The following is a 21779-nucleotide window of genomic DNA, read 5'->3' as shown; positions in this document are numbered from 1 at the left end:
GTGCCCGACCTCACCCTCGACTTCACCTCGGTCAGCCCGAGCTCGGGCGGCGTCGGCGTGGTGGCGGCGGGGGTCGCGGAGGGCCTCGAGGCCGCCGACGTCCGCTTCCGCTGTCTGGTGAACGCCGAGGCCGCCGACGCCTGGGCCGAACGCCTCCCCTCGCTGACCTCGGCCATCGTCCCGGTGACGGTGGCGCTGAGCGCGACCAGCCGGTGGCAGCAGGCGCTGCGACGCCTGGTGCCGCGGTCGTCGAGGCTCGCGCAGCTGCTGATCGGGCGGGTGCGTGCCGTCCGGGCGCGCTCCACCTCCAGCGCCCTGGGCGACGGCGTGGTGTGGCAGCCGTTCCACCGCGTCCCCCTGGGCGGCGGACGCACCGTGGTGACGGTGCACGACCTGCGGGTGTTCGAGCCGGGGCTGGCCTCGCCCATGGACCAGGAGATCATCGCGCGCAACGTCGAGGGCGCCGCGGCCGTGATCTGCAGCTGGGCGCACCCGTACGGCAGCCTGATCGAGCGGTTCCCGGCCGCGGCGGACAAGACCTTCCTCATCCCGCTGCCCGTGCTCAACAGCGGGCCCTGGACCGATCGCACCCTGCCGGACGGCGGCGCCCTGCGGCTGCTACTGCCCGGCTTCGTCACGCCGCACAAGAACCACGAGGTGCTGGTGCGCGCGCTCCCGCAGCTCCCGGGCGCCGTCGCGGTGTTCACGGGCGCGGAGGACGGCACGCAGGGCGATCAGCTGCGCGCGCTGGCCACCGAGCTGGGCGTCGCCGACCGCATCGAGTGGCTCGGCTTCGTCGACGCCGAGCGCCTGGAGGCGGAGTACGCCGCCGCCGACCTGCTCGTGATGCCCACGCGGTGGGAGGCGGCGAGCGGCCCGGTGTTCGAGGCGATCGTGCGCGGGCTGCCGTTCGTGGCGAGCCGCATCCCCCCGATCACCGCCCAGCTCGCGACGCTCGGCCTTCCCGCCCCCACGTTCGATCCCGACGCCCCGGACGAGCTGGTCGCGGCGATCCGGGAGGCGACCGCGGACCACGCGGCGTTCGTCGACCGGCTCCGTCCGCTCAGCGCGGAGCTGCGCGCACGCACCTGGCGGCAGATGGCGCAGGAGTACGACCAGGTGTTCGCCTGGGCGGGCGGGCGCGGCGACAAGCCGCAGCACCTGACGAGAGGCGACCACGCATGATCCCCGTTTCGGAACCCGACCTCGGCGACCTCGAGCGCCGGTACCTGCTCGACGCGTTCGACAGCGGCTGGATCTCGTCCCGCGGCGCGTACGTCGAGCGCGCGGAGGAACTGCTGTCGCAGCTCACCGGCGCCCCGCACGCGGCCGTGTGCAACAACGGCACGACCGCGCTGCACCTCGCGCTGCTCGCCGCGGGCATCGGCGAGGGCGACGAGGTCGTCATCCCCGGGCTCACCTACGTGGCCACGCTCAACGCCGTCTACTACGTGCGGGCCACGCCGGTCGTGGTCGACGTGCGCGACGACACCTGGTGCATCGACCCGGAGGCCGTGGAGCGCGCGATCACCCCGCGCACCAGGGCGATCCTGGCGGTCGACCTGTACGGGCAGACCGCCGACTACGACGCGCTGCGCCGGATCGCCGATGCGCACGACCTCGTGCTCATCGCCGACGCGGCCGAGTCGCTCGGGGCGACGTGGGGCGGCAGGGCGGCAGGGTCCCTGGCCGACATCAGCACGTTCTCGTTCTTCGGCAACAAGGTCATCACCAGCGGCGAGGGCGGTGCGGTCACCACGCCCCGTGCCGACTTCCACGCCGCGATCCTCCAGCTGCGCAACCAGGGCAACCACCCGACGCGGCGCTACTTCCACGACATGGTCGGCTACAACTACCGCATGACCAACGTCGCCGCGGCCATCCTCACCGCCCAGCTGGAGCGCGCCCCCGAGCTCATCGCGCAGCGCCGCCGCGTGGTCGCCGAGTACGAGCGCCTGCTGGGCGGCGACGACCGCGTGCGCGCGCAGGACACCGCACCCGGGGCCTCGCCGACGCCGTGGATCTACTCCGTGCGCCTGGTGGGACGCTCCGCGGCCGAGCGCGACGCGGTGATCGCGGCGCTCGCGGACCGCGGCATCGAGTCGCGACCGGTCTTCCCGCTCGTGCAGGACATGCCGTTCGTGCCCGAGGCGCAGCGCGCGCAGACCCCGATCGGGGCGGCGATCTCGCGCGAGGGCATCAGCCTGCCGACCTTCCCGCGGCTCGACGATGCGGCCGTCGCCGAGGTCTGCACGGCCCTGCAGGACGCGCTGACCGCCCTGCGCACCGACGGCTAGGCACCCGTGGCCGCACGCCTGCTCCCCGGCCTGCCCGGCAGCCGCCGCCTGATCTTCGCGGTCGGCGGCAACGGCATGGTCAGTCTGGCGAGCCTGGCCCTGTCGATCACGGTCGCCCGGGCGTCGTCGGTCCCGGTGTTCGCGGCGTTCTCGCTCGCGATGGTCGCGTACCTGTTCGGGTCGGGGCTCATCCGGTCCGCGCTCACCGACTCGGCCCTGTCCCGTCCGGCCGACCGCGACACGTTCGACCGCAGCTTCCGGCGGGCCTCGCTCGTCGCGCTGGCCGGGGCCGTGGTCGTGGTGGTGTGGGGCCTCGTGACGGCGAACACGTTCCTGGTGGTGCTGGGGGTCGCGTTCCACGGCCTCATCGTGTTCGACTTCCTGCGCACGTTCGACTCCGCCGCCGGGGCCGCGGGTCGGGCGATGGTGGCCACGACCGCGTGGTCGGTGCTGACGATCGCGGTCGCGGTGCTGTCGATCGCCGGGCATCTCGACGCCGGTGTCGTGTTCGTGGTGTGGGCCGCGAGCGGGGCGCTGGCCGGCTACGTCCTGATGGCGGTCGCGCGCACCCCCGTCCTCCCCGGCTGGTCGCGGCACCGCGCCGACACCAGGGTGAGCGGGCTGTTCGCGCTCGACTACGCCGTCGGCTCGGGCGGCGCGCTGTTCACCACCGGACTGCTGGGCCTCGTGTCCGACGGACGGGTGCTGGGCGCGGTGCGCGGTGCGGGCACGCTGCTCGGCCCGCTGAACCTGATCGCGACGACCGTCCGCTCCCTGCTGCTGCCGTTCCTGTCGCGCCGCGACGACGTGCAGGGCCGGCAGATCCGCGCGGCGCTGCGGGTCGCGCTGCTGCAGGTGGCGGTGCTCGCGCCGTTCCTGGTCGCACTGCAGTTCCTGCCGGACGCGTGGGGCGAGCAGCTGCTCGGCGACACGTGGCAGCTCGCGAGCCTGGCCCTGCTGCCGCTGAGCCTGGAGGCGGTCTTCGCCCTGATCGGCGCGGTCGCCAACTCCGGGCACCGGGTGGCCTTCGCCGGGGGTCGCAGCCTGGCTCTGCGGCTCGCGGTGGGCATCCCCCGGCCGTTCGTGGTGCTCGCGTGCGCGCAGGTGTGGGGCATCCTCGGTGCGACGTGGTCGATGGCGGCGATCTCCGCGCTCAACGCCGTGGTGTGGTGGGCGAGCTACTACCACCTGTCGCGGCGGCCGCGCCCCGAGGCGCCGCCCGTCGCCTAGCGCGGCACGGCTCAGGCGTCGGCGGGCAGCAGTCCCAGGCGGCGCCGGTGCGAGGGCACCGTGCCGTGGATGAAGCTCACCACACGCTGCGCCGTGTCCTCGATCCGGTAGTCGGCCGGGATCTCCGGGCGGCGCGCCCTGTCCAGCACGACCCGCACGGCGGCGAGCACGCGCTCTGGCTCGATGCCCGCGGTGACGATGGCCCCGGTGTCGATCGCCTCCGGCCGCTCGATGAAGTCGCGCAGCGTGACGGCGGGGAAGCCGAGCAGGCTCGACTCCTCACTGATCGTGCCGCTGTCCGACAGGACGAGCTTCGCGTCCTGCTGCAGCTTGACGTAGTCGTGGAAGCCGAACGGCGGGTGGAAGCGCACGTCATCGCTCTCGGCGATGCCCAGGGCCTCCAGGCGCTTGCGCGTGCGGGGATGGGTCGAGACCAGCACGGGCAGCCCGTACTCGGCGCTCAGGGCGTGCAGCGCGTCGACGGCGGCGCGCAGGCGCTCCGGGTTGTCGACGTTCTCCTCGCGGTGCAGGCTCACCAGGAAGTACTCCCCCGGCTCCAGGCCCGCACGGGTCACGGCGTCGCTCGCGTCGATCTGCTCCCTGTTCTGCGCCAGCACCTCGCGCATGGGCGAGCCGGTCAGCAGGATGCGCGAGGGATGCAGCCCCTCCGCGAGCAGGTTGCGCCGCGCGTGCTCGGTGTAGACGAGGTTGTAGTCGGCGACGTGGTCGACCAGACGGCGGTTGGTCTCCTCCGGCACGTTCTCGTCGAAGGAGCGGTTTCCGGCCTCCATGTGGAACACCGGGACCTTCAGCCGCTTGGCGATGACCGCCGAGATGCAGCTGTTGGTGTCTCCCAGCACCACGAACGCGTCGGGCTTCTCGGTGCGCAGCACCTCCTCGGTCTTCGCGAGGATGGAGCCGAGCGCCGCCCCGAGCGACGACGTGTCCGCCTCCAGGAAGTGGTCGGGCCGGCGCAGGCCGAGGTCTTCGAAGAACACCTCGTTGAGCTCGTAGTCGTAGTTCTGCCCGGTGTGCACGAGCACCTGGTCGGTGTGCTCGTCGAGCATCTTGATCGTGGCGGAGAGGCGGATGATCTCGGGTCGGGTGCCGACCACGGTCATCACCTTGAGCTTGTCGGCCATGTCACACTGCCTCGGCAATCGTGTCGGGGTTCGCGGGGTCGAAGATGTCGTTCGTCCAGAACGAGGTGTAGAGCACGTCGTCCCCGATGTTGGTGATGTTGTGCGCCCAGAGGGTCGGCATGTCGACCGCGCCCGGCGCCTCGCCCGAGACCTCGAACGACACGACCTCCTCAGAGTACAGGCGGCGCAGCGAGATGCGGGCCCGCCCCTGCAGCACCGTGAAGCGCTCGATCTTGCGGCGGTGGAAGTGGTCGCCGCGGGTCACGCCGGGCACGGTGGTGGAGAACGACGACTGTCCGGGCCCCCCGTGCGACCGGATGATCTCGAAGAACGAGCCGCGGGCGTCGGCGTGCCGCGTGAGGTCGATCGGCGACTGCGCCGGGAACGTGTACGAGCGGTACGTGTTGAACAGGTCGCGGTCGAAGTCGTCCGCGACGCTCGGGATCTCGCCGCGGCGGTACAGCTCCGCGTATCCCTGCAGCCGCGCGAGCAGCCCGGACACGGTCTCGTGGCGCTCGCGCCCGGCCATCCCCGCCACCGGCACCGCGCCGCGCAGCACGTCGGCCGCGTCCTGCGCGTGCAGCAGCGTGAGCTCCCTGTCCTGCTCGACCACCGGGCTCTCCCCCGCGGCGACCAGGTGGCTGAACGTCGCGGTGACGGCGTTGTAGAACGGACGGCCGTGCTCGCCGAAGAGGTTGGGCAGCCGTACGTCGACGAACTCCGCGCCGATCTCGGCCGCCGCCGCGGAGAGCACCCCGGCCGCGCGGGCCTTCGCCTCCCCGTACACCGAGCCGTTGCCCGCCTGGATCGAGTTCGCGAACACGACCACGGGTGGCGGGTTCGCGGCGGCCCGGAGAGCGGAGGCCACCTGCTCGGCGAATGCGAGGTTGCCGTCGCCGACCTCCTCGTCGGTGCCCCGGTTGACCCCGGCGATGTGGATCACCCGGTCGGCACCGTCGACCGCCGTGATCGCGGCGGCCGCATCGACGCCCGCACCGAGGGCGATCGGCGCCACCTCGACGCCCGCCTCGAGCAGCGCGCCGCGCAGGTGCCAGCCCAGGAACCCGCCGGCCCCGGTGACCGCGAACCGGGTCACGCCTGCGTCCCGCGGGTCTCCGGCAGTCCGGCGGCCCGCAGCTCGGCGCGCACCTCGGGCAGCGTCAGCAGCAGCTCCTCGACCTCGCCCACCGACATCTGCTCGACCGTGTGCGAGTCGTAGTCCTCGAAGCGGCTCTGGGCGACGTCGCCCTCCTCGAAGTACACGCTGTAGTTGAGGTCGCGGTTGTCGGCCACCACGCGGAAGTAGTCGCCCATGTCCCGCGCGCGCGACAGCTCCTCGCGCGTGGCGAGCGCCTCCGACAGCTTCTCCGCATGACGGGTGCCGATCACCTCGACCTTCGCGTCGGAGCGGAACAGGTTGAGCACGGCCTGGGCGAGGTTCCCGATCGAGGTGGCCTTCGCCTTGCGCACGAACAGGTCGCCCTGCTGCGCGTTGCGGAACGCGAACTCGACCAGGTCGACCGAGTGCGCGAGCGACATCATGAACCGGGTCATGTCGGGGTTCGTGACCGTGATGTTCCCGCCCGACTGGAGCTGGCGGATGAACAGCGGGATCACGGAGCCGCGCGAGTACATCACATTGCCGTAGCGCACGCACGACACGGTGGTGGCGGTGTTGGGGTTGTTGAGCCCGTGCGACTGCGCGACCTTCTCCATCAGCGCCTTCGACATGCCCATCGCGTTCACCGGGTACACGGCCTTGTCGGTGCTGAGCGCCACGACCGAGGAGACGCCGTTGCGGTCGGCGGCCCGCACCACGTTCTCGCTGCCGTGCACGTTGGTGCGCACGGCCTCCATCGGGAAGAACTCGCACGAGGGCACCTGCTTGAGCGCGGCCGCGTGGAAGATGAAGTCCACGTCGCGGGTCGCCCGCTCCACGCTGTCGTAGTCGCGCACGTCGCCCACGTAGAACCGCAGCCGGGAATCGCGCACCTCGTGCCGCATCAGGTCCTGCTTGGCCTCGTCGCGGCTGAAGATGCGGATCTCGGCGACGTCGCGCTCGAGCAGCTTGCGCGCCACGGTGTGCCCGAACGAGCCGGTGCCGCCCGTGACCAGGACCCGCGCGCCGTTGTAGGAGTCGCTCATCGTGTGCCCGTTCCCTTCGCCGCTGCCGTGAGCAGCCGTTCGATCGTGGATATCCCGGATTCGCGGGAGAAGCTGGTGTCGTACAGGTCGCGGCCGCGGCGGCCCATCGCGGCCCGCTCCTCGGCGGGAAGGGCGGCGGCGGCGCGGAAGGCGTCCGCCATCGAGCCTACGTCCTCGGCCTCGGCGGTCAGCCCGGCCGCCGCACCCTCCACGAGCGCGCGCACATCGCCCTGCACGGTCGTGATGACCGGGAGGCCGGCCGACAGCACGGCCTGCAGCTTGGACGGGATCGTGCCGCGGAAGACCGGCATGTCCTTGAGCGACACGAGCGCGTAGTCGGCGGCCGCGTACACCTCCGCCATGCGCTCGCGCGGCACCGGGTCGAGGAAGCGCACGTTGTCGGCACCCAGCTCGTCCGCGAGCGCCCGCAGCTCGGGCTTGAGAACGCCGTCACCGACGATGGTCAGCACGACCCCGGCGTCGGCGGCGGCGTGGGCGGCGCGCACCGCGGTCGCGAGGTCCTGCATGTCGCCCACGTTGCCCGCGTACACCACGGCGGCGCGGTGCTCGTCGGCGGGCGGGAGCGCGGAGGTCACCGGCTCGCCCGCGTCGGCCCAGTTGTACACGAGGTGCGTGCGCTCGGCCGGAGCCCCGCGCGACACGAGCGTGCTCACCATGGTCGGCGCGATCCCGATCACGGCACCCGCCCGGCGGTAGGCGCTGCGCAGCCAGGGCCCCAGGGCTCCCGACACGACCCTGGCCTTGGTGCCGCCCGTCACCATCGACGAGCCCACGATCGAGTCGGGCCACAGGTCCTGCACGTGCAGCACGTAGGGGCGGCCGCCGGTGACGCGCCACAGCCACGGCCCGAAGCCGGCCGTCATCTGCGTGGCGTACACGTACACGACGTCGGCCCCGCGGGAGAGGCGTCGCGCGGTCGCAGAGCTGAGCGCGAACGACGCGTAGTTGAGTAGCCGGCGCACGGCGCTCTGCGAGTGGTCCGCGTACAGCGGCACCCGCCACACCTGCACGTCTCCGTCGCGCTCGATGGTGCGCCACCGCTGGCGGTACCCGGGGAACACGGTTCCGGTGGGGTAGTTCGGGAACCCGGTGAGCACCTTCACCCGGTGCCCGCGCTCGGCGAGGCCGTGCGCGAGGTCGGCGGGCAGCGGCACGGCCTCCGGCGGATAGTACTGCGAGACGATCAGGACCCTCACGCGTCGGTGTCCTTCGCCTGCACGCGCGCCGGGACCCCGACGACCGTGGTCCCCGCGGCGACGTCCCTGGTGACGCAGGCCGCGGCGCCGACCGTGGCACCCGCGCCCACCGTGAGCCCCTGCAGCACCACGGAACCGGCGCCGAGCAGCGTGCCGGTCTCGACGGTGACGTTGCCCGACACGATCGCGCCGGGGTTGACCGACACGTGCTCGGCGAGCACCGCGTCGTGTCCGATGATGCACGCGGGGTTGAGGTGCACGTGGTCGCCGAGGGTCACGTTGGTCGACACCTGCACGCCGGCCGTGATCACCACGCCCTCCCCGACCTGCGCCTGCGTGCCGATCACGGCGCTCGGATGGATCAGCGTGGCGGCGCGCAGCCCCGACGCCCGGAGCCGCTCCGCGACCCGGCGGCGGATCTCCGGCGCGCCGATCGCGACCACGAACCGCTCGTCGCCGTCCGCAGCGGGCAGCCACTCGTCCTCCCCGCCGAGGAAGCGCACCCCGCGCGCGGCGAGGCGCTCCAGCTCCACGGCCCGCGGTCCCGCATCGACCACGCCGACCAGCTCGAGGTCCGCGCCGGCCGCGATCATCGCCTCCAGCACGTCGAGCGTCTCGCGACCGAAGCCGCCCGCTCCCAGCACCACGATCCGCTCAGTCATGCGTCTCTCCGAACCTGCTCATGGTCACGTGCCCGTCGGCCGAGATGCCGTCCCGGCGCACGACAGAGCCGACCGTCGCGACGACGATCCGCAGGTCGAGCCCGACACTGCGCCGGTCGACGTACCGCACATCCTGCGCGAACCGGCTCTCCCACGTGACCGCGTTGCGTCCCGTCACCTGCGCGAGCCCGGTGATGCCGGGGCGCACGTCGTGCCGCCGTGCCTGCTCCGGCGTGTACCGGTCGAGGTACTCGACCAGCAGCGGCCGCGGGCCGACGATGCTCATGTCCCCGCGCAGCACGTTCCACAGGCTGGGCAGCTCGTCCAGGCTCGTCGAGCGCAGCCGGGCCCCGAACGGCGTGAGGCGCTCGGCGTCGGTCACCCACCCGCGCGCCGGGTCGACCGGGCGCATCGAGCGGAACTTGTAGAGCGTGAAGAGGCGGCCGTCGCGCCCCGGTCGCGGCTGCGCGAACACCACGGGCCGCCCGAGTCGCACCGCCACGAGCACGGCCGTCGCCACGATCACCGGCGACAGCAGCACCAGGGCGACCGCGGAGACCACGACGTCGAGCGCGCGCTTGACCGCGTCGTACGGGCGGAACCGCGCGCTCATCGGTCCAGGAAGCCGCGGATGGCCGTGACCACGCGCTCGCGCTGGGCGTCGGTGAGCGCCGAGCCGCTGGGCAGCGTGAGACCGCGGGCGAACAGCCGCTCCGACGCGCCGCTGCTCTTGCGCCTGGCGTCGGCGAACACGGGCTGCGCGTGCATCGGCTTCCACAGCGGACGGCTCTCGATGCTGTCGGCGGTCAGGGCGGCGGCCAGCTCGGACGGCTCCCAGCCCGTGACGTCGGGGTCGACCAGGATCGACGTGAGCCACACGTTGTCGTGCTCGTCACCATCGGCACCGAACACCTCGACGCCGTCGACGTCGGCGAACAGCTCCTTGTACAGCTCCCGCATCTCCCGGCGGCGCGCGATCATCGCGTCGAGCCGGGCGAGCTGGGCGCGTCCGAGCGCCGCGAGCAGGTTGCTCATGCGGTAGTTGTAGCCGATGTCGGTGTGCTCGTAGTGCACCACCGGCTGCCGGGCCTGCGTCGCGAGGTAGCGCACGTGCTGGGCGAGCTCGCCGTCGTCGGTCAGCAGCATCCCGCCGCCCGAGGTGGTCATGATCTTGTTGCCGTTGAACGACACGACCGAGGCGCGGCCGAAGCTGCCGGTCGCGCGACCCGCGTGGCTCGCGCCCAGCGACTCGGCGGCGTCGGACAGCACGGGCACGCCGTACTCCTCCGCGGCCGCCAGGATCGCGGTGTAGTCCACGGCCTTGCCCAGCAGGTCGACCGGCACGATCGCCGCGACCCGCTCCCCGGCGGCGCGGAGCTCGGCGAGGGCCTCGCGCAGCAGCGCCGCGTCCATGTTGCCCGTGCGCGGATCCGCGTCGATGAAGTAGGGCTCCGCACCCGTGTAGACGATCGCGTTGGCGGTCGCGGCGAACGTCATCGACGACGTGAGCACGACATCGCCGGGTTGCACGCCCATCGCCAGCAGCCCGAGGTGCAGGGCGGCCGTGCCGGAGCTGAGCGCGACGCCGTGCGCCACCCCGACGCGGTCGGCGAGCTCCCGTTCGAACGCGTCGACGTCGGGGCCGAGCGGAGCGATCCACCCGGAACGCATGGCCGCGACGACGGCCTGCTCCTCCGCCTCGCCGACGTCCGGCGACGACATGTAGATCCGCTCACTCACTCCTGGGGTGCCTTTCCGATGCGTACGGGCTCGATCGTCACGGTGTCGTTGACGCGGGGGCTCGAGAACATCCGCCGCATCCACCCTTCCTTGTCGAGCCGCTCGGGCGTGATGGTGTCGACGCGCGTGTGCGACACCTTGGGGTGGAAGGGGCGCTCGAGGTTCTCGCGCGAACCCACCAGCTCCTCGTGCAGCTTCTCGCCGGGACGCAGCCCCGTGAACACGATCTCGATGTTCTTGCCCGACATCGCGATCATGCGCTTGGCGACCTCGAGGATCGACACCGGCTCCCCCATGTCGAGGATCAGCACCTCGCCCGCCCGGCCGATGCCGCCCGCCTGCACGACCAGCTGGCACGCCTCGGGGATCGTCATGAAGTACCGCGTGGCCTGCGGGTGCGTGACCGTGATCGGCCGCCCCTCGGCGATCAGGCGCTGGAACGTGGGCAGCATCGATCCGCGGCTGCCGATCACGTTCCCGAACCGCACGGAGAGGTACCGCATGCCGGTGTCCTCCCCCGCCCACGCCGTGAGCTTCTCGGCCACGCGCTTGGAGTGCCCGAGCACGCTCGTGGGGTTGGCGGCCTTGTCGGTGGAGATGTTGATGAACGTCGAGACGCCGACCCGGCGAGACGCGTTGATCACGTTCAGCGTGCCGAGGACGTTGGTCTTCCACGCCTCGTCGGGGTACTGCTCCAGCATCGGCAGGTGCTTGAGCGCCGCGGCGTGGAACACCACCTCCGGCTCCCGCTCCAGGAAGATGCGGTCGAGCGTGTCGGTGTCGCGGATGTCGGCCAGCACCACGTCGTTCGTGTCGAGCAGGCCGTGCCCCGCGGTGCCGAGCTGCGCGACCTGCAGTCCGGTCTCGTCGCGGTCGACCATGATCAGCTCGCGCGGGCCGTACTTGGCGATCTGGCGGCACAGCTCGGAGCCGATCGAACCGCCCGCCCCGGTCACCAGCACGCGCCGTCCGGTGATGTATCCGGCGATCAGCTCCACGTTGGTGTCGACGGGGTGCCGGCCGATGAGGTCTTCGATGCTGATGTCGCGCACGTCGGTGAGCGCCTTCTCGCCGGAGGTCATCATCTCCAGCGTCGGCGTGACGGCCACGCGCAGGCCGGCCGCCTCGGCCCGGTCGGCGAGCGTGCGCAGCAGGGTGCTGTCGGCGCGGGCGATCGCGATCACGGCGAGCTTGGCGCCGGTGCGCTGCGCCGCGTCGGCGAGCTCGCGCGTGGTGCCGACGACCGCGACGCCCCGCAGCCGCAGATTGCGCTTGTCGGGGTCGTCGTCGAGCAGCCCGACGGGGCGGATCGGCGAGTTCGGGTCGGTGGTCATGTTGGCGAGCAGCTTGTCGCCGATGAAGCCGGCACCGATGATGAGCGCGGGTTCGGCGTCGGCGCCCGGCTTTCGGGAGCGCTCGATCACCAGGCGCGCGGCGTAGCGCACCCCGAACATCAGCAGCAGGACGAACGGGAACGCGAGCATGAGGGTGCCGCGCGGGATGCCGACCAGGGGGCCGACCGGGATGAGGACCACCGAGAGCAGCAGCGCCTCGATCACGACGATCAGCGCGAGCGTCCTGACCTCGTCGAAGGATCCGTAGGTGAAGCGTCCGCGGTAGAGGGCCGTGGCGTACCCGACCACGATCTGGATGGCTCCGGCCACGAGCGCCAGCACGACGGCGGCGATCCACGAGTCCGCGTCCATCTGCAGCTCGAACCGCAGGGCGATCGCGATGACGACGCCGAAGCTCCACGCCAGACCGTCGACGATCGCGGCGAACCGGCGTCGTCGGCGCTGCGTGACCGAGCCCTCCGACAGGATCGCGATCTCGCCGGTGGACACGTCGCCCGCCGCGTCCTTCTTGCTCACGAGTGTGTCGCCCCCTCCGGACTTTCTTCACTCCCCTGGAGATATGGTCTCACAGGCAACGACCAGGTCCGTGCGTTAGTGCGTCGTTCAGCCGACGGGGTCGCCGGACTGGTCTTCCTCACCGGTGCCCGGATCGGTCGGTGGCGGAGGAGTGGAGCCGTCCGACGGCTGATCCTGCTGCCCGCCGGACTGCCCGCCCTGACGGCGCTGCGTGTCGGCGCGCTCCTGCTCGACCTCCGCGCGGAACTGGTCGTCGAGCAGCGCGGCGAACGCGTCGCGGTACGCCACGAGCGCGGCCTGCCCGCCGGGCGCCCACGGGTCGGACGCGGCGACCTGCGCGGCGGCGTCGGTCACGGCGGTGCGGAACGACTCCTCCGCCCGCTGCCGATCCGCCGTCGCCTCGGCTGCCGCCGGCACGGACGACGCGAGGTACGCGGTCACGGCCGGGGTGGCGGCGGGGCGCAGCGCGTCGAACGCCGTGCGGATCGTGCGCATCTCCGCGGTCGCCTGGTCGAGCGCGTCGAGGTCGCCCTGCGCGTCGTCGATCGCCTGCCCCACGTCGACGAGCGAGTTCTCGTCGATCTCGGCGCGGCGATACTCGGCGGGCAGCTCGGGCACGGTCACCGCGGCGAGCGCGGCGAGATACCCGTCGAGGGCCGCGACGGCCGCCTCCTCCAGGGCCGGATCGGCCACCGCGATGACGTCGTCGTCCGACGACGACGCGGGATCGGGCACCGTGGCGGTGTCGACGATGGCGGTGCGCAGCGCGGTCGCCTCCGCCGTCTGGGTCCCGATGTCGGCGACGAGGGTGTCGCGGGCCGACGTCAACGCCTGGTGCGCGTTCTGGATGGAGGCCTCGTCCGCCTGGAGGGATTCGAGGGCGCTCGCCGCCGGGCTCGCGGTCGCTGCCTGGATCCCGCCGACGGTCGCGGCCGCGGCGACCGCGAGCACGGCGAGGGCGGCGGCGGCCGTGGTCAGCAGATCAGGGCGACGGCGCTGCCGCCGGGGTTCGCGCGCCGATCGGGGCGACTCCGCCGTGAACGGCACGGCCGTGCGCGCGGCGGCCTCCGCCATGCGCGCAAGCTCCCTGGTGTCCGCGAGCGGCGCCCGTGCGGGCTCGGAGCGGCGCGGTTCGCCGATCATCTCGCGCAGACGCCACCGGGTGTGGGTGTCGTCGAGCACGACGTCCGCGCGGTGATCCGAGCGCGGACCATCGGGGAAGAGATCGCGGAGTGCCGTCATGCTGCCCTTCGGGGAGTGGGTAGTCTCAGGAGACGATACCCCCGATCCGCACGACCGAGCACGGGAGAACCATGCAGTTCCAGGACTATCTCCGGATCCTGCGCCGCCAGCTCGTCATCATCCTGGCCGGTGCCGTGATCGGAGTGTCGGTCGGCGCCCTGATCGCCATGCTCACGCCGCAGCGCTACCAGGCCACCACCGAGGTCATGGTCACCGTGCAGCTGGGCGAGACCGCGAGCCCCACCGAGCGCGCGCTCGCCACGAGCTACGCCAACCAGGTCGTGCAGACCTACCGCGACGTCGTGACGAGCTCGATCGTGCTCGACCGCGTGATCGACGACCTCGGCCTCGACGTGGACCGGGCCGAGCTCGCGGCCGCCGCCGACGCCTCCGCCCAGCTCAACAGCGCGATCCTCTCGATCCGGGTCAGCGACACCAATCCCGGTCAGGCCGCACGGATCGCGAACGGCATCGCCGAGAGCTTCTCCGCCGTGGTCTCCGACACGCTCGAACTGCGGGAGCAGGAGACCTCCTACACCATCCACATCGTGACGCTGCAGGCCGCCCAGGTGCCCACCACACCGGTCGCGCCCAACACGCAGCTGATGCTCGTGGTCGGCGGGCTCGTCGGTCTCGCGGTCGGCCTGGCGGTCGCCCTGCTGCGCTCGCTGCTCGACCAGCGGGTGCGCACCGATGCCGACGTGCAGGCGGCCCTCCCCGTCCCGCTCCTGGGGCGGATCCCGCTCGATCCCGACACCGCCGACCGTCCGCTGGCCGTCAGCTCCGTTCCGCAGAGCGCACGCGCCGAGGCGTACCGCAGCCTCCGCACCAACGTGCGCTTCCTGTTCGAGGACGGCAGGGGCGTGTTCGTGGTCACCAGCTCCGGCCCGGGCGAGGGCAAGTCGACCACCGCCGCCAACCTCGCGCTCGCGTTCGCCGACGCCGGGCACCGCGTCGCCCTGATCGACGCCGACCTGCGGCTGCCGCGCGTCGCCGACTACTTCGGGATCGAGGGCGGCATCGGACTGAGCGACGTGCTCGCCGGTCGCGTTCGCCTGAACGACGTGGTGCAGCGCTGGGGGCGCAGCTCGCTGTTCCTGCTGCCCGCCGGCTCCCTGCCGCCGAACCCCGCGGAGCTGCTCGGCTCCCCCGCCATGCAGCAGCTCGTCGATGCGGCGAGCGAGGCGTTCGACGTGGTCGTGATCGACGCCCCTCCGCTGCTGCTCGTGACCGACGCCGCCGTGATCGCCCGGGTGACCACCGGGGCGATCCTGATCGCGGCGGCCGGGGCGACGCAGGCCGGACGACTCGCCGCCGCCGCGAAGAGCATCGAGGCCGTCGACGCCCGGGTGCTCGGCACCGTGCTCACCAAGGCCCCGCTCGGTCGCAGGGAGCACAACGCCCAGACCTCGTACGCCGCCGCGGCGCCACGCTGACGCTCCGTCCGGCACGGCGCCCGCGCTGTGGGAGAATGACGGGATTTGACTCTGCGGTTCACCGTCGTCCGGGAGCCGCCCAGCAACAGAAGGAATCTGCCGCGTGGAACTTCGCGACTATGTGCGCATCCTGCACCGGAACTGGATCCTCATCCTGGTCCTGCTCCTCCTCGGCCTCGCGGGCGGTGCCGGGTACGCGGCTCTCCAGCAGCCCAAGTACGTCGCTTCGACGCAGCTGTACGTGTCGGTGCGCACCGAGGGCGCCGCGACCGGTGACCTCGTGCAGGGGACGACGTTCGCGCGCCAGATGGTGACCAGCTACGTCGACGTGGTGGGCACCGCGCTCGTGCTCGAGCCCGTGATCGAGGAGCTGGGCCTGGACGACAGCGTCGCCGAGCTGAGCGGCCGCATCACCGCCACGACCCCGCTGAACACGGTGCTGATCGACGTGAGCGCGACCGACGGCGACCCGGAGCGCGCGGCCGAGATCGCCAACGCGGTCGCCGTGAGCTTCCAGGACGCGGTGCAGAACACGCTCGAGCAGCCGGCGGTGGAAGACGCCGTGAGCCCCGTGCGCATCACCGTGACCGAGCCGGCCGAGGTGCCGACGGCCCCCACCAGCCCGAACGTGCGGCTGCTGGTCATCCTCGGCGGCATCATCGGACTCGCCCTGGGTGTGGCGGTGGCCATGCTGCGCACCGTGCTCGACAACCGCATCCACACGCTCCACGACATCGAGGCCCTCACCGAGCGGCCCGTGCTCGGCGGCATCGCGTACGACCCGGAGGCGACCAAGCGTCCGCTGATCGTGCACGCCGACCCGCGCAGCCCGCGCGCCGAGTCCTTCCGCAGCCTCCGCACGAACCTCCAGTTCCTGAACCTCGACGCCGGTCCGCGCATCTTCGTGGTCTCCAGCGCCGGGCCCGGCGAGGGCAAGTCCACCACCACCGCCAACCTGGCCATCGCGCTCGCGGAGACCGGAGCCAGGGTCGCGCTCGTCGACGGCGACCTGCGCCTCCCCCGCGTCGCGGACTACATGGGCATCGAGGGCGGTGCGGGCCTGACCGACGTGCTGATCGGTCGCATGGATGTGGCCGATGCGCTGCAGAAGTGGGGCACCAGCGACCTCTACCTGCTGCCCAGCGGCCAGGTGCCGCCGAACCCGAGCGAGCTGCTCGGATCGGCCGCCATGGACCAGGTGCTCGCGTCTCTGGGCGAGTACTTCGACTACGTGCTGATCGACGCGCCCCCGCTGCTGCTCGTGACCGATGCCGCGGTGGTCGGCGCCAAGACGCGCGGGGTCATCCTCGCCGCCGCGTCGGGCAAAACCAGGAAGCAGGAGCTGTCCGGCGCGGTCCGCGCGCTGGAGACCGCCGGTGTCGCCCTGCTCGGCATCGTGGTGACCATGCTCCCGACCAAGGGTCCGGACAGCTACGGCTACGGCGCCTACACGTACGGTGCGACGCACGAGTCCGACGGCACCCCGGTGCATGCCGGACGGCATGCGTCCAAGCGCGGCCGCACCCGCACCTCGCGCACCGGGAAGCCCGCGAGGGTGCGGGCCTGAGCGCAGGCGCCGGCGGGTCAGTTCTTCGGAGCGACCCGGAACACCACGCCGTGGTAGAGCAGGAAGCGCAGCACCACGACGATCACGATGCTCGTGAGGTTCACGGCGTTGACGGCGATGGCGCCGGGGGTACGACCGAGGATGCCGGCCACGGCCTCCACCCCCACCCACACCAGGGCGGCGCCCAGGGCGGTGCACGCGGCGTTCACCGCCAGGAACAGGATCACCTCGGAGACCCGGCCGCGGCGGTCCCGGTGCCGGAACGTCCATTCGCGGTTGCCGATGTAGGCGTTGATCAGCGCGACGAGGGACGCGACGATCTTGGCCGCGACGACGTCCCACCCCCACACGTAGACGAGAAGATTGAAGACGCCGACCTCGATCAGGGTGCTGACGGCACCGACGACGAGGAACCGGCTGCCGACGCCGGCGAGGCGGCGCAGTCGTGAGGGAGGATTCATGGCTCAACTAGGCTACTTCCTGAACGCCTCCGCGCCCCGCCACCCCCATCCGAGGACCCCGTGACTCTCCGCCATCTCGCCATCGTCATGCCCGCCTACAACGAGGCGGAGGGCATCGAGGGCTTCGTCGACGAGATCCGCGCGTCCGTGGCCCCGCTCGCCGACACCGTCTCGTTCCACATCGCCGACGACCGGTCGACCGACACCACGGCGGCCGTGTTCGACGGTGTCGCCGACACCACGGTCGAGGTGCAGGCGGCGAACCGCGGCCACGGCCCGACCGCCCTGGCCGCCTACCGCGCCGGCCTCGCCGCCGACCCCGAGGTGCTGGTGCACGTCGACGGGGACGGGCAGTTCCTCGGCAGCGACTTCCCGCGGCTGATCGGCGCGCTCCTGGCCGAGCAGGCCGACGTCGTGCACGGCGTGCGCGACGGCCGCACCGACCCCTGGTACCGCAAGAGCCTCACCGGCGCGGTCGGCCTGCTGATCGCCCTCGCCGCCGGACGCCGCATCCCCGACGTGAACACACCGCTGCGCGCCTACCGCCCCGATGCCCTGCGCGTGCTGCTCGACGCGGTCCCGGCCGAGGCGACCGTGCCGCACGTGCACTTCTCGCTGGCCGAGGCCAGGGCGGGCTTCCGCGTGCGCTACCTCCGCGTCGCCAGCATCCCGCGCCGCGGCGAATCCGCCTCGGGCACCATGTGGGGTCGCGGCGCCGGCGTGACCCTGCCGCCCAAGCGCCTGCGCCTGTTCGTGCGCGCCGCGCTCGGTGAGGCGTGGGAGCTGTCGCTGCGGCCGTCCGCCCCGCTGCGTGCCGTGCGACGCCCGGAGCCCGTCGCCCGATGACGCGGGCGCGCACGATCCTGTTCTGGGCGGCCGCGGTCGCCCTGCTGGCGGGACATGCGATCCTCGCCTGGCACAGTCTCACGGTGTGGCGGTTCTGGGAGGACGAGGCGTTCAACCTGACCGTGCCGCGCAATCTGCTCGCCGGGCTCGGCTACGCCAGCGACGGCGCGCTGTCCGGCTCGACGATCACGCCGTTCGACCCGCGGATCTCCACCGGCCCCGTCGTGCTGCTCCCGGTCGCCGCGACCCTCGCGACCGGGATGGACCCGGTGCTGGCCGCGCGACTCGTGCCGCTCGCGTTCTGGGTCCTGCTGCTGGCGGGGCTGGGCGTGCTGGGCTGGCGGATCGCCGGACGGTGGGCGGCTCTGCTCGCCGTGACCGTGCCGCTGGCGTTCACCGCGAGCGCCGGTGTCTCCCCCATCCAGGGGCCGGCCGATCTGCTGGGCGAGATCCCCGCGGCCGCCCTGATCGTGTGGGCCCTGGTCGTGCTTCCTCGCCGCGCCTGGCTGGCCGGGCTCCTGGTGGGGCTCGCGGTGCAGGCGAAGCTCATCGCGCTGCTGGTGCTGCCGGCGTTCGCGGTCGCGCTGTGGGTGCTGTCGGACGGCACGGGCTGGGCGCGGCTGCGCGACACGCTGCGCCGCGCGTGGCTTCCGCTGCTGCTGGTCGCGGTGCCGACCGCGCTCGTGGAGCTCGCGGCACTGCTGTCGCTCGGGCCGGCCGGGTTCGTCGAGCACCTGCGGGCGCTCGTGCGGTTCGTGCGCAGCGGCGGACAGGGCGACGCGGCGACCTCCGTCCTGCAGAAGCTCGGCACACTGGCCGACTCGTGGTCGCTGCCCGGGGTGCTGGCCGTGGTCGCCGCCGTGCTCGCCCTCGTGCTCGTGGTGGCGGGGGTGGTGCGGCGCTGGCGCTCGGCCACCGCGGAGGAGCGGATCGTGATCGCCTACGCCCTCGCGGCTCTGGTGGGGGCGCTCGCCTTCGTGGGCTGGTGGGCGACCGCGTCGCGGCTGCCGCTGTGGGTGCGTCACCCCGCGCCCGGCGTGTTCGCGTTCTTCCCGGTGCTCGCAGCTGTCGCGCTGTGGGCGGTGCCGCGGCTGCCGCGCCGCGGGCTCGTGCGCGCGGTCGGCGCCGTGGGCGCGGCGGTGCTCGCCGCCGTCGTGGCGGCGGGAGCGGTCGCGCACGTGGTGTCGTGCTTCACCCCGCGCGATGTGACCCTGGAGGGCCAGCGGGCCGCGGTCGCGCCGCTCGCCACCTGGGTGGCGGACAACGACGTGCGGTGGCTCGCCGCCGACCCGTGGGGGGCGGCGGTCGCGCCGATCGTGCTCACGGGCGCGCACCTCGGGCTCGCCGACGCTCCGGCGATGGCGCACGAGCTGCGCCTCACGGGCGGAGCCTGCGCCACGGAGACGCTCGCCGACAGCGGCTACTTCCGCATCTGCGCCGCGCCCTGACCCCGCCGGGGCGGAGACGCGAACGGCCGGCCGCAGAAGCGACCGGCCGTCTCACGGGAGAGCGTCAGAGCGCGAGGCGCTCCTGCACCACGGCGGCGAGGCGCTCCGCGTAGGCGCGGGCCGACTCCGAGTCGGCCGCCTCGACCATGACCCGCACGAGCGGCTCCGTCCCGGACTTGCGCAGCAGCACGCGCCCGGTGTCGCCCAGCTCGGCTTCGACGTCGCGCACCGCCTGCTGCACGACCTCGTCGTCGGCGACACGATCCTTGTCGACGTCGCGCACGTTGATCAGCACCTGCGGGTAGACCGTCATCACGGAGGCGAGCTCGGCGAGGGACTTCCCCTGTCGCGCCATCTCGGACACCAGGTGCAGACCCGTGAGCAGGCCGTCGCCGGTGGTGGCGAACTCGCTCATGATCACGTGGCCGGACTGCTCGCCGCCGAGCGCATAGCCGCCCTCGTTCATGTCCTCGAGCACGTAGCGGTCGCCGACCGCGGTCTGGCGCACGGTCACGCCGTGCTCGCGCATCGCGACGTGCAGGCCGAGGTTGCTCATGACCGTGGCGACGAGCGTGTCGTCGGTGAGGACGCCGCGCTCCTTCATCGACAGCGCGAGGATCGCCATGATCTGGTCGCCGTCGACGATCGTGCCGTTCGCGTCGACCGCGAGGCACCGGTCGGCGTCCCCGTCGTGCGCGATGCCCACGTCGGCGCCGAGCCGCACCACGGCCTCAGCGAGGTTCTCGAGGTGCGTGGAGCCGACGCCATCATTGATGTTCCAGCCGTCGGGGTCGGCGCCGATGACGGTCACCTCGGCCCCCGCGTCGCGGAACGTCTCGGGCGATACGCCGGAGGCGGCGCCGTGCGCGCAGTCGAGCACCACGTGGATGCCCTCCAGGCGGTGCGGCAGCGAGCCGAGCAGGTGCACGACGTAGCGGTCTTCGGCGTCGGAGAAGCGGTCGATGCGACCGACGCCTGCGCCGGTGGGGCGCAGCTTCTCGCCGTGCATGGCCTCTTCGATGCGCTGCTCGACGATGTCGGGGAGCTTGCGGCCGCCGCGGGCGAAGATCTTGATGCCGTTGTCGGGCGCCGCGTTGTGCGACGCCGAGATCATCACGCCGAAGTCGGCGTCGCGGTCGGCCACGAGGAACGCGAGTGCGGGGGTCGGGATGACCCCGGCCTCGAGCACGTCGACGCCGGAGGACGCGAGGCCCGCGGAGACGGCGGCGGTGAGGAAGTGCCCCGAGACCCGGGGGTCACGGGCGACCACGGCGGTGAGTCGCTTGCCTTCGGCCTTGCGAGCCTCCGCCGTACGGCCCTGGCCCAGGACGACAGCAGTCGCCTGGGCCAGGGTGAGCGCCAGGTCGGCGGTGAGGATGCCATTGGCGAGTCCTCGCACGCCGTCCGTGCCAAAGATCGGCATCGGAGCAGTGGACCTTAACGCTTCGAGTACTGAGGCGCCTTACGGGCCTTCTTGAGTCCGGCCTTCTTGCGCTCCTTGACGCGAGCGTCGCGCGAGAGGAAGCCGGCCTTCTTCAGGGTCGGACGGTTGTTCTCCGCGTCGATGCCGTTGAGGGCACGAGCGATGCCGAGACGCAGCGCGCCGGCCTGGCCGGAGTCGCCACCACCCGAGATGCGGGCGATCACGTCGTAGGCACCGGCGAGGTTCAGCGCGGTGAACGGGTCGTTGATCAGCTGCTGGTGCAGCTTGTTCGGGAAGTAGTCCTCGAGCGTGCGGCCGTTGACCGTGATGGTGCCCGAGCCGGGGACCAGACGCACGCGGGCGATGGCCTGCTTGCGACGGCCGACAGCGGCGCCCGGGACGCTGAGCACGGGGCGGGGAGCCGCCTCGACTGCCTCGGTCTCGGGGGTCGACGTCGAGAAGTTCTGGAGGTTTTCGGTGGTGTCCTGGATGTCAGCCACGAGTATGTCCTTAGTCGTTACGGCGCTTACTGGGCGACCTGGTCGAGGGTGTACGGCTGGGGCTGCTGCGCGGCGTGCGGGTGCTCGGCACCGACGTACACCTTCAGCTTCGACAGCTGCTGGCGGCCCAGGCTGTTCTTCGGGAGCATGCCGCGGATGGCCTTCTCCACGGCGCGGACCGGGTTCTTCTCGAGCAGCTCGGAGTAGCTGACGGCCTTCAGACCACCCGGGTAGCCCGAGTGACGGTAGGCGATCTTCTTCTGGAGCTTCTGACCGGTGAGCGCGACCTTGTCGGCGTTCACGATGATGACGAAGTCACCCGAGTCGATGTGGTTGGCGAAGGTCGGCTTGTGCTTGCCACGCAGGAGCGTCGCCGCGTGCGAGGCCAGGCGGCCGAGAACGACGTCGGTGGCGTCGATGACGACCCAGTCGCGCTGGACTTCGCCAGCCTTGGGGGTGTAAGTGCGCGTCACGATAGTGCTGCTTTCTTGTCGAACGGAGGTGTTCGTGAATCCCACTCCGGGGTGGTTCCTCCCGACAGGGACGAACACG

The 21779-nt window shown here is 72.3% G+C and carries 20 protein-coding genes; 7 read left to right on the top strand and 13 right to left on the bottom strand.

Going from position 1 to position 21779, the window contains the following annotated elements:
- The 3 genes from ACWH95_RS09300 to ACWH95_RS09290 are packed head-to-tail and all read left to right on the top strand — an operon-like array spanning window position 1 to window position 3527.
- A complete protein-coding gene (locus tag ACWH95_RS09300) occupies window positions 1-1185 on the top strand; it encodes a glycosyltransferase (protein WP_454120564.1) in 1185 nt (394 codons plus the stop codon).
- Entirely contained in the window at window positions 1182-2297 is a 1116-nt protein-coding gene (locus ACWH95_RS09295) for a DegT/DnrJ/EryC1/StrS family aminotransferase (protein WP_454120563.1), read from the top strand. Before ACWH95_RS09300 ends, ACWH95_RS09295 begins: the two co-directional genes overlap by 4 nt.
- A gap of 6 nt (window positions 2298-2303) precedes the next feature.
- Complete coding sequence (locus ACWH95_RS09290) at window positions 2304-3527, top strand: hypothetical protein (protein ID WP_454120562.1); 1224 nt, start codon at window positions 2304-2306, stop codon at window positions 3525-3527.
- 11 nt (window positions 3528-3538) lie between these two features.
- On the opposite strand, the gene wecB is transcribed toward ACWH95_RS09290, so the two are convergent.
- The 9 genes from wecB to ACWH95_RS09245 form a co-directional block, all read right to left on the bottom strand.
- A complete protein-coding gene (gene wecB, locus ACWH95_RS09285) occupies window positions 3539-4669 on the bottom strand; it encodes a non-hydrolyzing UDP-N-acetylglucosamine 2-epimerase (protein ID WP_454120561.1) in 1131 nt (376 codons plus the stop codon).
- A gap of 1 nt (window position 4670) precedes the next feature.
- On the bottom strand, window positions 4671-5765 hold the full coding sequence (locus ACWH95_RS09280; RefSeq protein WP_378803433.1) for a polysaccharide biosynthesis C-terminal domain-containing protein: 1095 nt from the start codon (window positions 5763-5765) through the stop codon (window positions 4671-4673).
- Window positions 5762-6814, bottom strand: coding sequence for an SDR family NAD(P)-dependent oxidoreductase (locus tag ACWH95_RS09275; protein ID WP_136028753.1), 1053 nt, complete (start codon window positions 6812-6814; stop codon window positions 5762-5764). The genes ACWH95_RS09280 and ACWH95_RS09275 overlap by 4 nt, the downstream gene beginning before the upstream one ends.
- Window positions 6811-8031: a glycosyltransferase family 4 protein gene (locus ACWH95_RS09270; RefSeq protein ID WP_454120560.1), complete on the bottom strand. Its 1221-nt coding sequence runs from the start codon at window positions 8029-8031 to the stop codon at window positions 6811-6813. The genes ACWH95_RS09275 and ACWH95_RS09270 overlap by 4 nt, the downstream gene beginning before the upstream one ends.
- Window positions 8028-8693, bottom strand: coding sequence for a NeuD/PglB/VioB family sugar acetyltransferase (locus ACWH95_RS09265; RefSeq protein ID WP_378803430.1), 666 nt, complete (start codon window positions 8691-8693; stop codon window positions 8028-8030). The genes ACWH95_RS09270 and ACWH95_RS09265 overlap by 4 nt, the downstream gene beginning before the upstream one ends.
- Window positions 8686-9306 carry a sugar transferase gene (locus ACWH95_RS09260; RefSeq protein ID WP_378822531.1) on the bottom strand — a complete coding sequence of 207 codons (621 nt, stop codon included), beginning with the start codon at window positions 9304-9306 and terminating at the stop codon, window positions 8686-8688. The genes ACWH95_RS09265 and ACWH95_RS09260 overlap by 8 nt, the downstream gene beginning before the upstream one ends.
- The gene (locus ACWH95_RS09255) at window positions 9303-10433 is read right to left on the bottom strand and encodes a DegT/DnrJ/EryC1/StrS family aminotransferase (RefSeq protein ID WP_205814426.1); all 1131 of its coding nucleotides are present in this window, start codon (window positions 10431-10433) and stop codon (window positions 9303-9305) included. The genes ACWH95_RS09260 and ACWH95_RS09255 overlap by 4 nt, the downstream gene beginning before the upstream one ends.
- Window positions 10430-12304 carry a polysaccharide biosynthesis protein gene (locus ACWH95_RS09250; RefSeq protein WP_206251697.1) on the bottom strand — a complete coding sequence of 625 codons (1875 nt, stop codon included), beginning with the start codon at window positions 12302-12304 and terminating at the stop codon, window positions 10430-10432. The genes ACWH95_RS09255 and ACWH95_RS09250 overlap by 4 nt, the downstream gene beginning before the upstream one ends.
- Window positions 12305-12391: 87 nt before the next feature.
- The gene (locus ACWH95_RS09245; RefSeq protein ID WP_447652775.1) at window positions 12392-13546 is read right to left on the bottom strand and encodes a hypothetical protein; all 1155 of its coding nucleotides are present in this window, start codon (window positions 13544-13546) and stop codon (window positions 12392-12394) included.
- A gap of 71 nt (window positions 13547-13617) precedes the next feature.
- On the opposite strand from ACWH95_RS09245, the gene ACWH95_RS09240 reads away from it, so the two are divergent.
- Both ACWH95_RS09240 and ACWH95_RS09235 read left to right on the top strand, forming a co-directional pair.
- On the top strand, window positions 13618-14982 hold the full coding sequence (locus ACWH95_RS09240; RefSeq protein ID WP_378803428.1) for a polysaccharide biosynthesis tyrosine autokinase: 1365 nt from the start codon (window positions 13618-13620) through the stop codon (window positions 14980-14982).
- A 103-nt stretch (window positions 14983-15085) separates the two neighbouring features.
- Window positions 15086-16549, top strand: coding sequence for a polysaccharide biosynthesis tyrosine autokinase (locus ACWH95_RS09235; RefSeq protein WP_136028759.1), 1464 nt, complete (start codon window positions 15086-15088; stop codon window positions 16547-16549).
- Between the two features lie 17 nt (window positions 16550-16566).
- On the opposite strand, the gene ACWH95_RS09230 is transcribed toward ACWH95_RS09235, so the two are convergent.
- Window positions 16567-17010: a GtrA family protein gene (locus tag ACWH95_RS09230; protein ID WP_136028760.1), complete on the bottom strand. Its 444-nt coding sequence runs from the start codon at window positions 17008-17010 to the stop codon at window positions 16567-16569.
- 60 nt (window positions 17011-17070) lie between these two features.
- Between ACWH95_RS09230 and ACWH95_RS09225 the strand changes: the two genes are divergently transcribed.
- Window positions 17071-17856, top strand: a complete 786-nt coding sequence (locus ACWH95_RS09225; RefSeq protein ID WP_136028761.1) for a glycosyltransferase family 2 protein — start codon at window positions 17071-17073, stop codon at window positions 17854-17856.
- Window positions 17853-19304, top strand: a complete 1452-nt coding sequence (locus ACWH95_RS09220; protein ID WP_454120559.1) for a hypothetical protein — start codon at window positions 17853-17855, stop codon at window positions 19302-19304. Before ACWH95_RS09225 ends, ACWH95_RS09220 begins: the two co-directional genes overlap by 4 nt.
- Window positions 19305-19368: 64 nt before the next feature.
- Here ACWH95_RS09220 and glmM read toward each other — a convergent pair whose 3' ends face one another.
- The 3 genes from glmM to rplM are packed head-to-tail and all read right to left on the bottom strand — an operon-like array spanning window position 19369 to window position 21700.
- Window positions 19369-20727, bottom strand: coding sequence for a phosphoglucosamine mutase (gene glmM / locus ACWH95_RS09215; RefSeq protein WP_136031689.1), 1359 nt, complete (start codon window positions 20725-20727; stop codon window positions 19369-19371).
- 14 nt (window positions 20728-20741) lie between these two features.
- On the bottom strand, window positions 20742-21227 hold the full coding sequence (gene rpsI, locus ACWH95_RS09210) for a 30S ribosomal protein S9 (RefSeq protein WP_136031687.1): 486 nt from the start codon (window positions 21225-21227) through the stop codon (window positions 20742-20744).
- Window positions 21228-21253: 26 nt separating this feature from the next.
- Window positions 21254-21700 carry a 50S ribosomal protein L13 gene (gene rplM / locus ACWH95_RS09205; RefSeq protein ID WP_136031685.1) on the bottom strand — a complete coding sequence of 149 codons (447 nt, stop codon included), beginning with the start codon at window positions 21698-21700 and terminating at the stop codon, window positions 21254-21256.
- Between the last annotated feature and the right edge of the window lie 79 nt (window positions 21701-21779).

The organism is Microbacterium sp. NPDC055502, from assembly GCF_053643635.1.
Note: the sequence above shows the minus strand (reverse complement) of the source record. Positions and strands in the feature narration are given on the sequence as shown.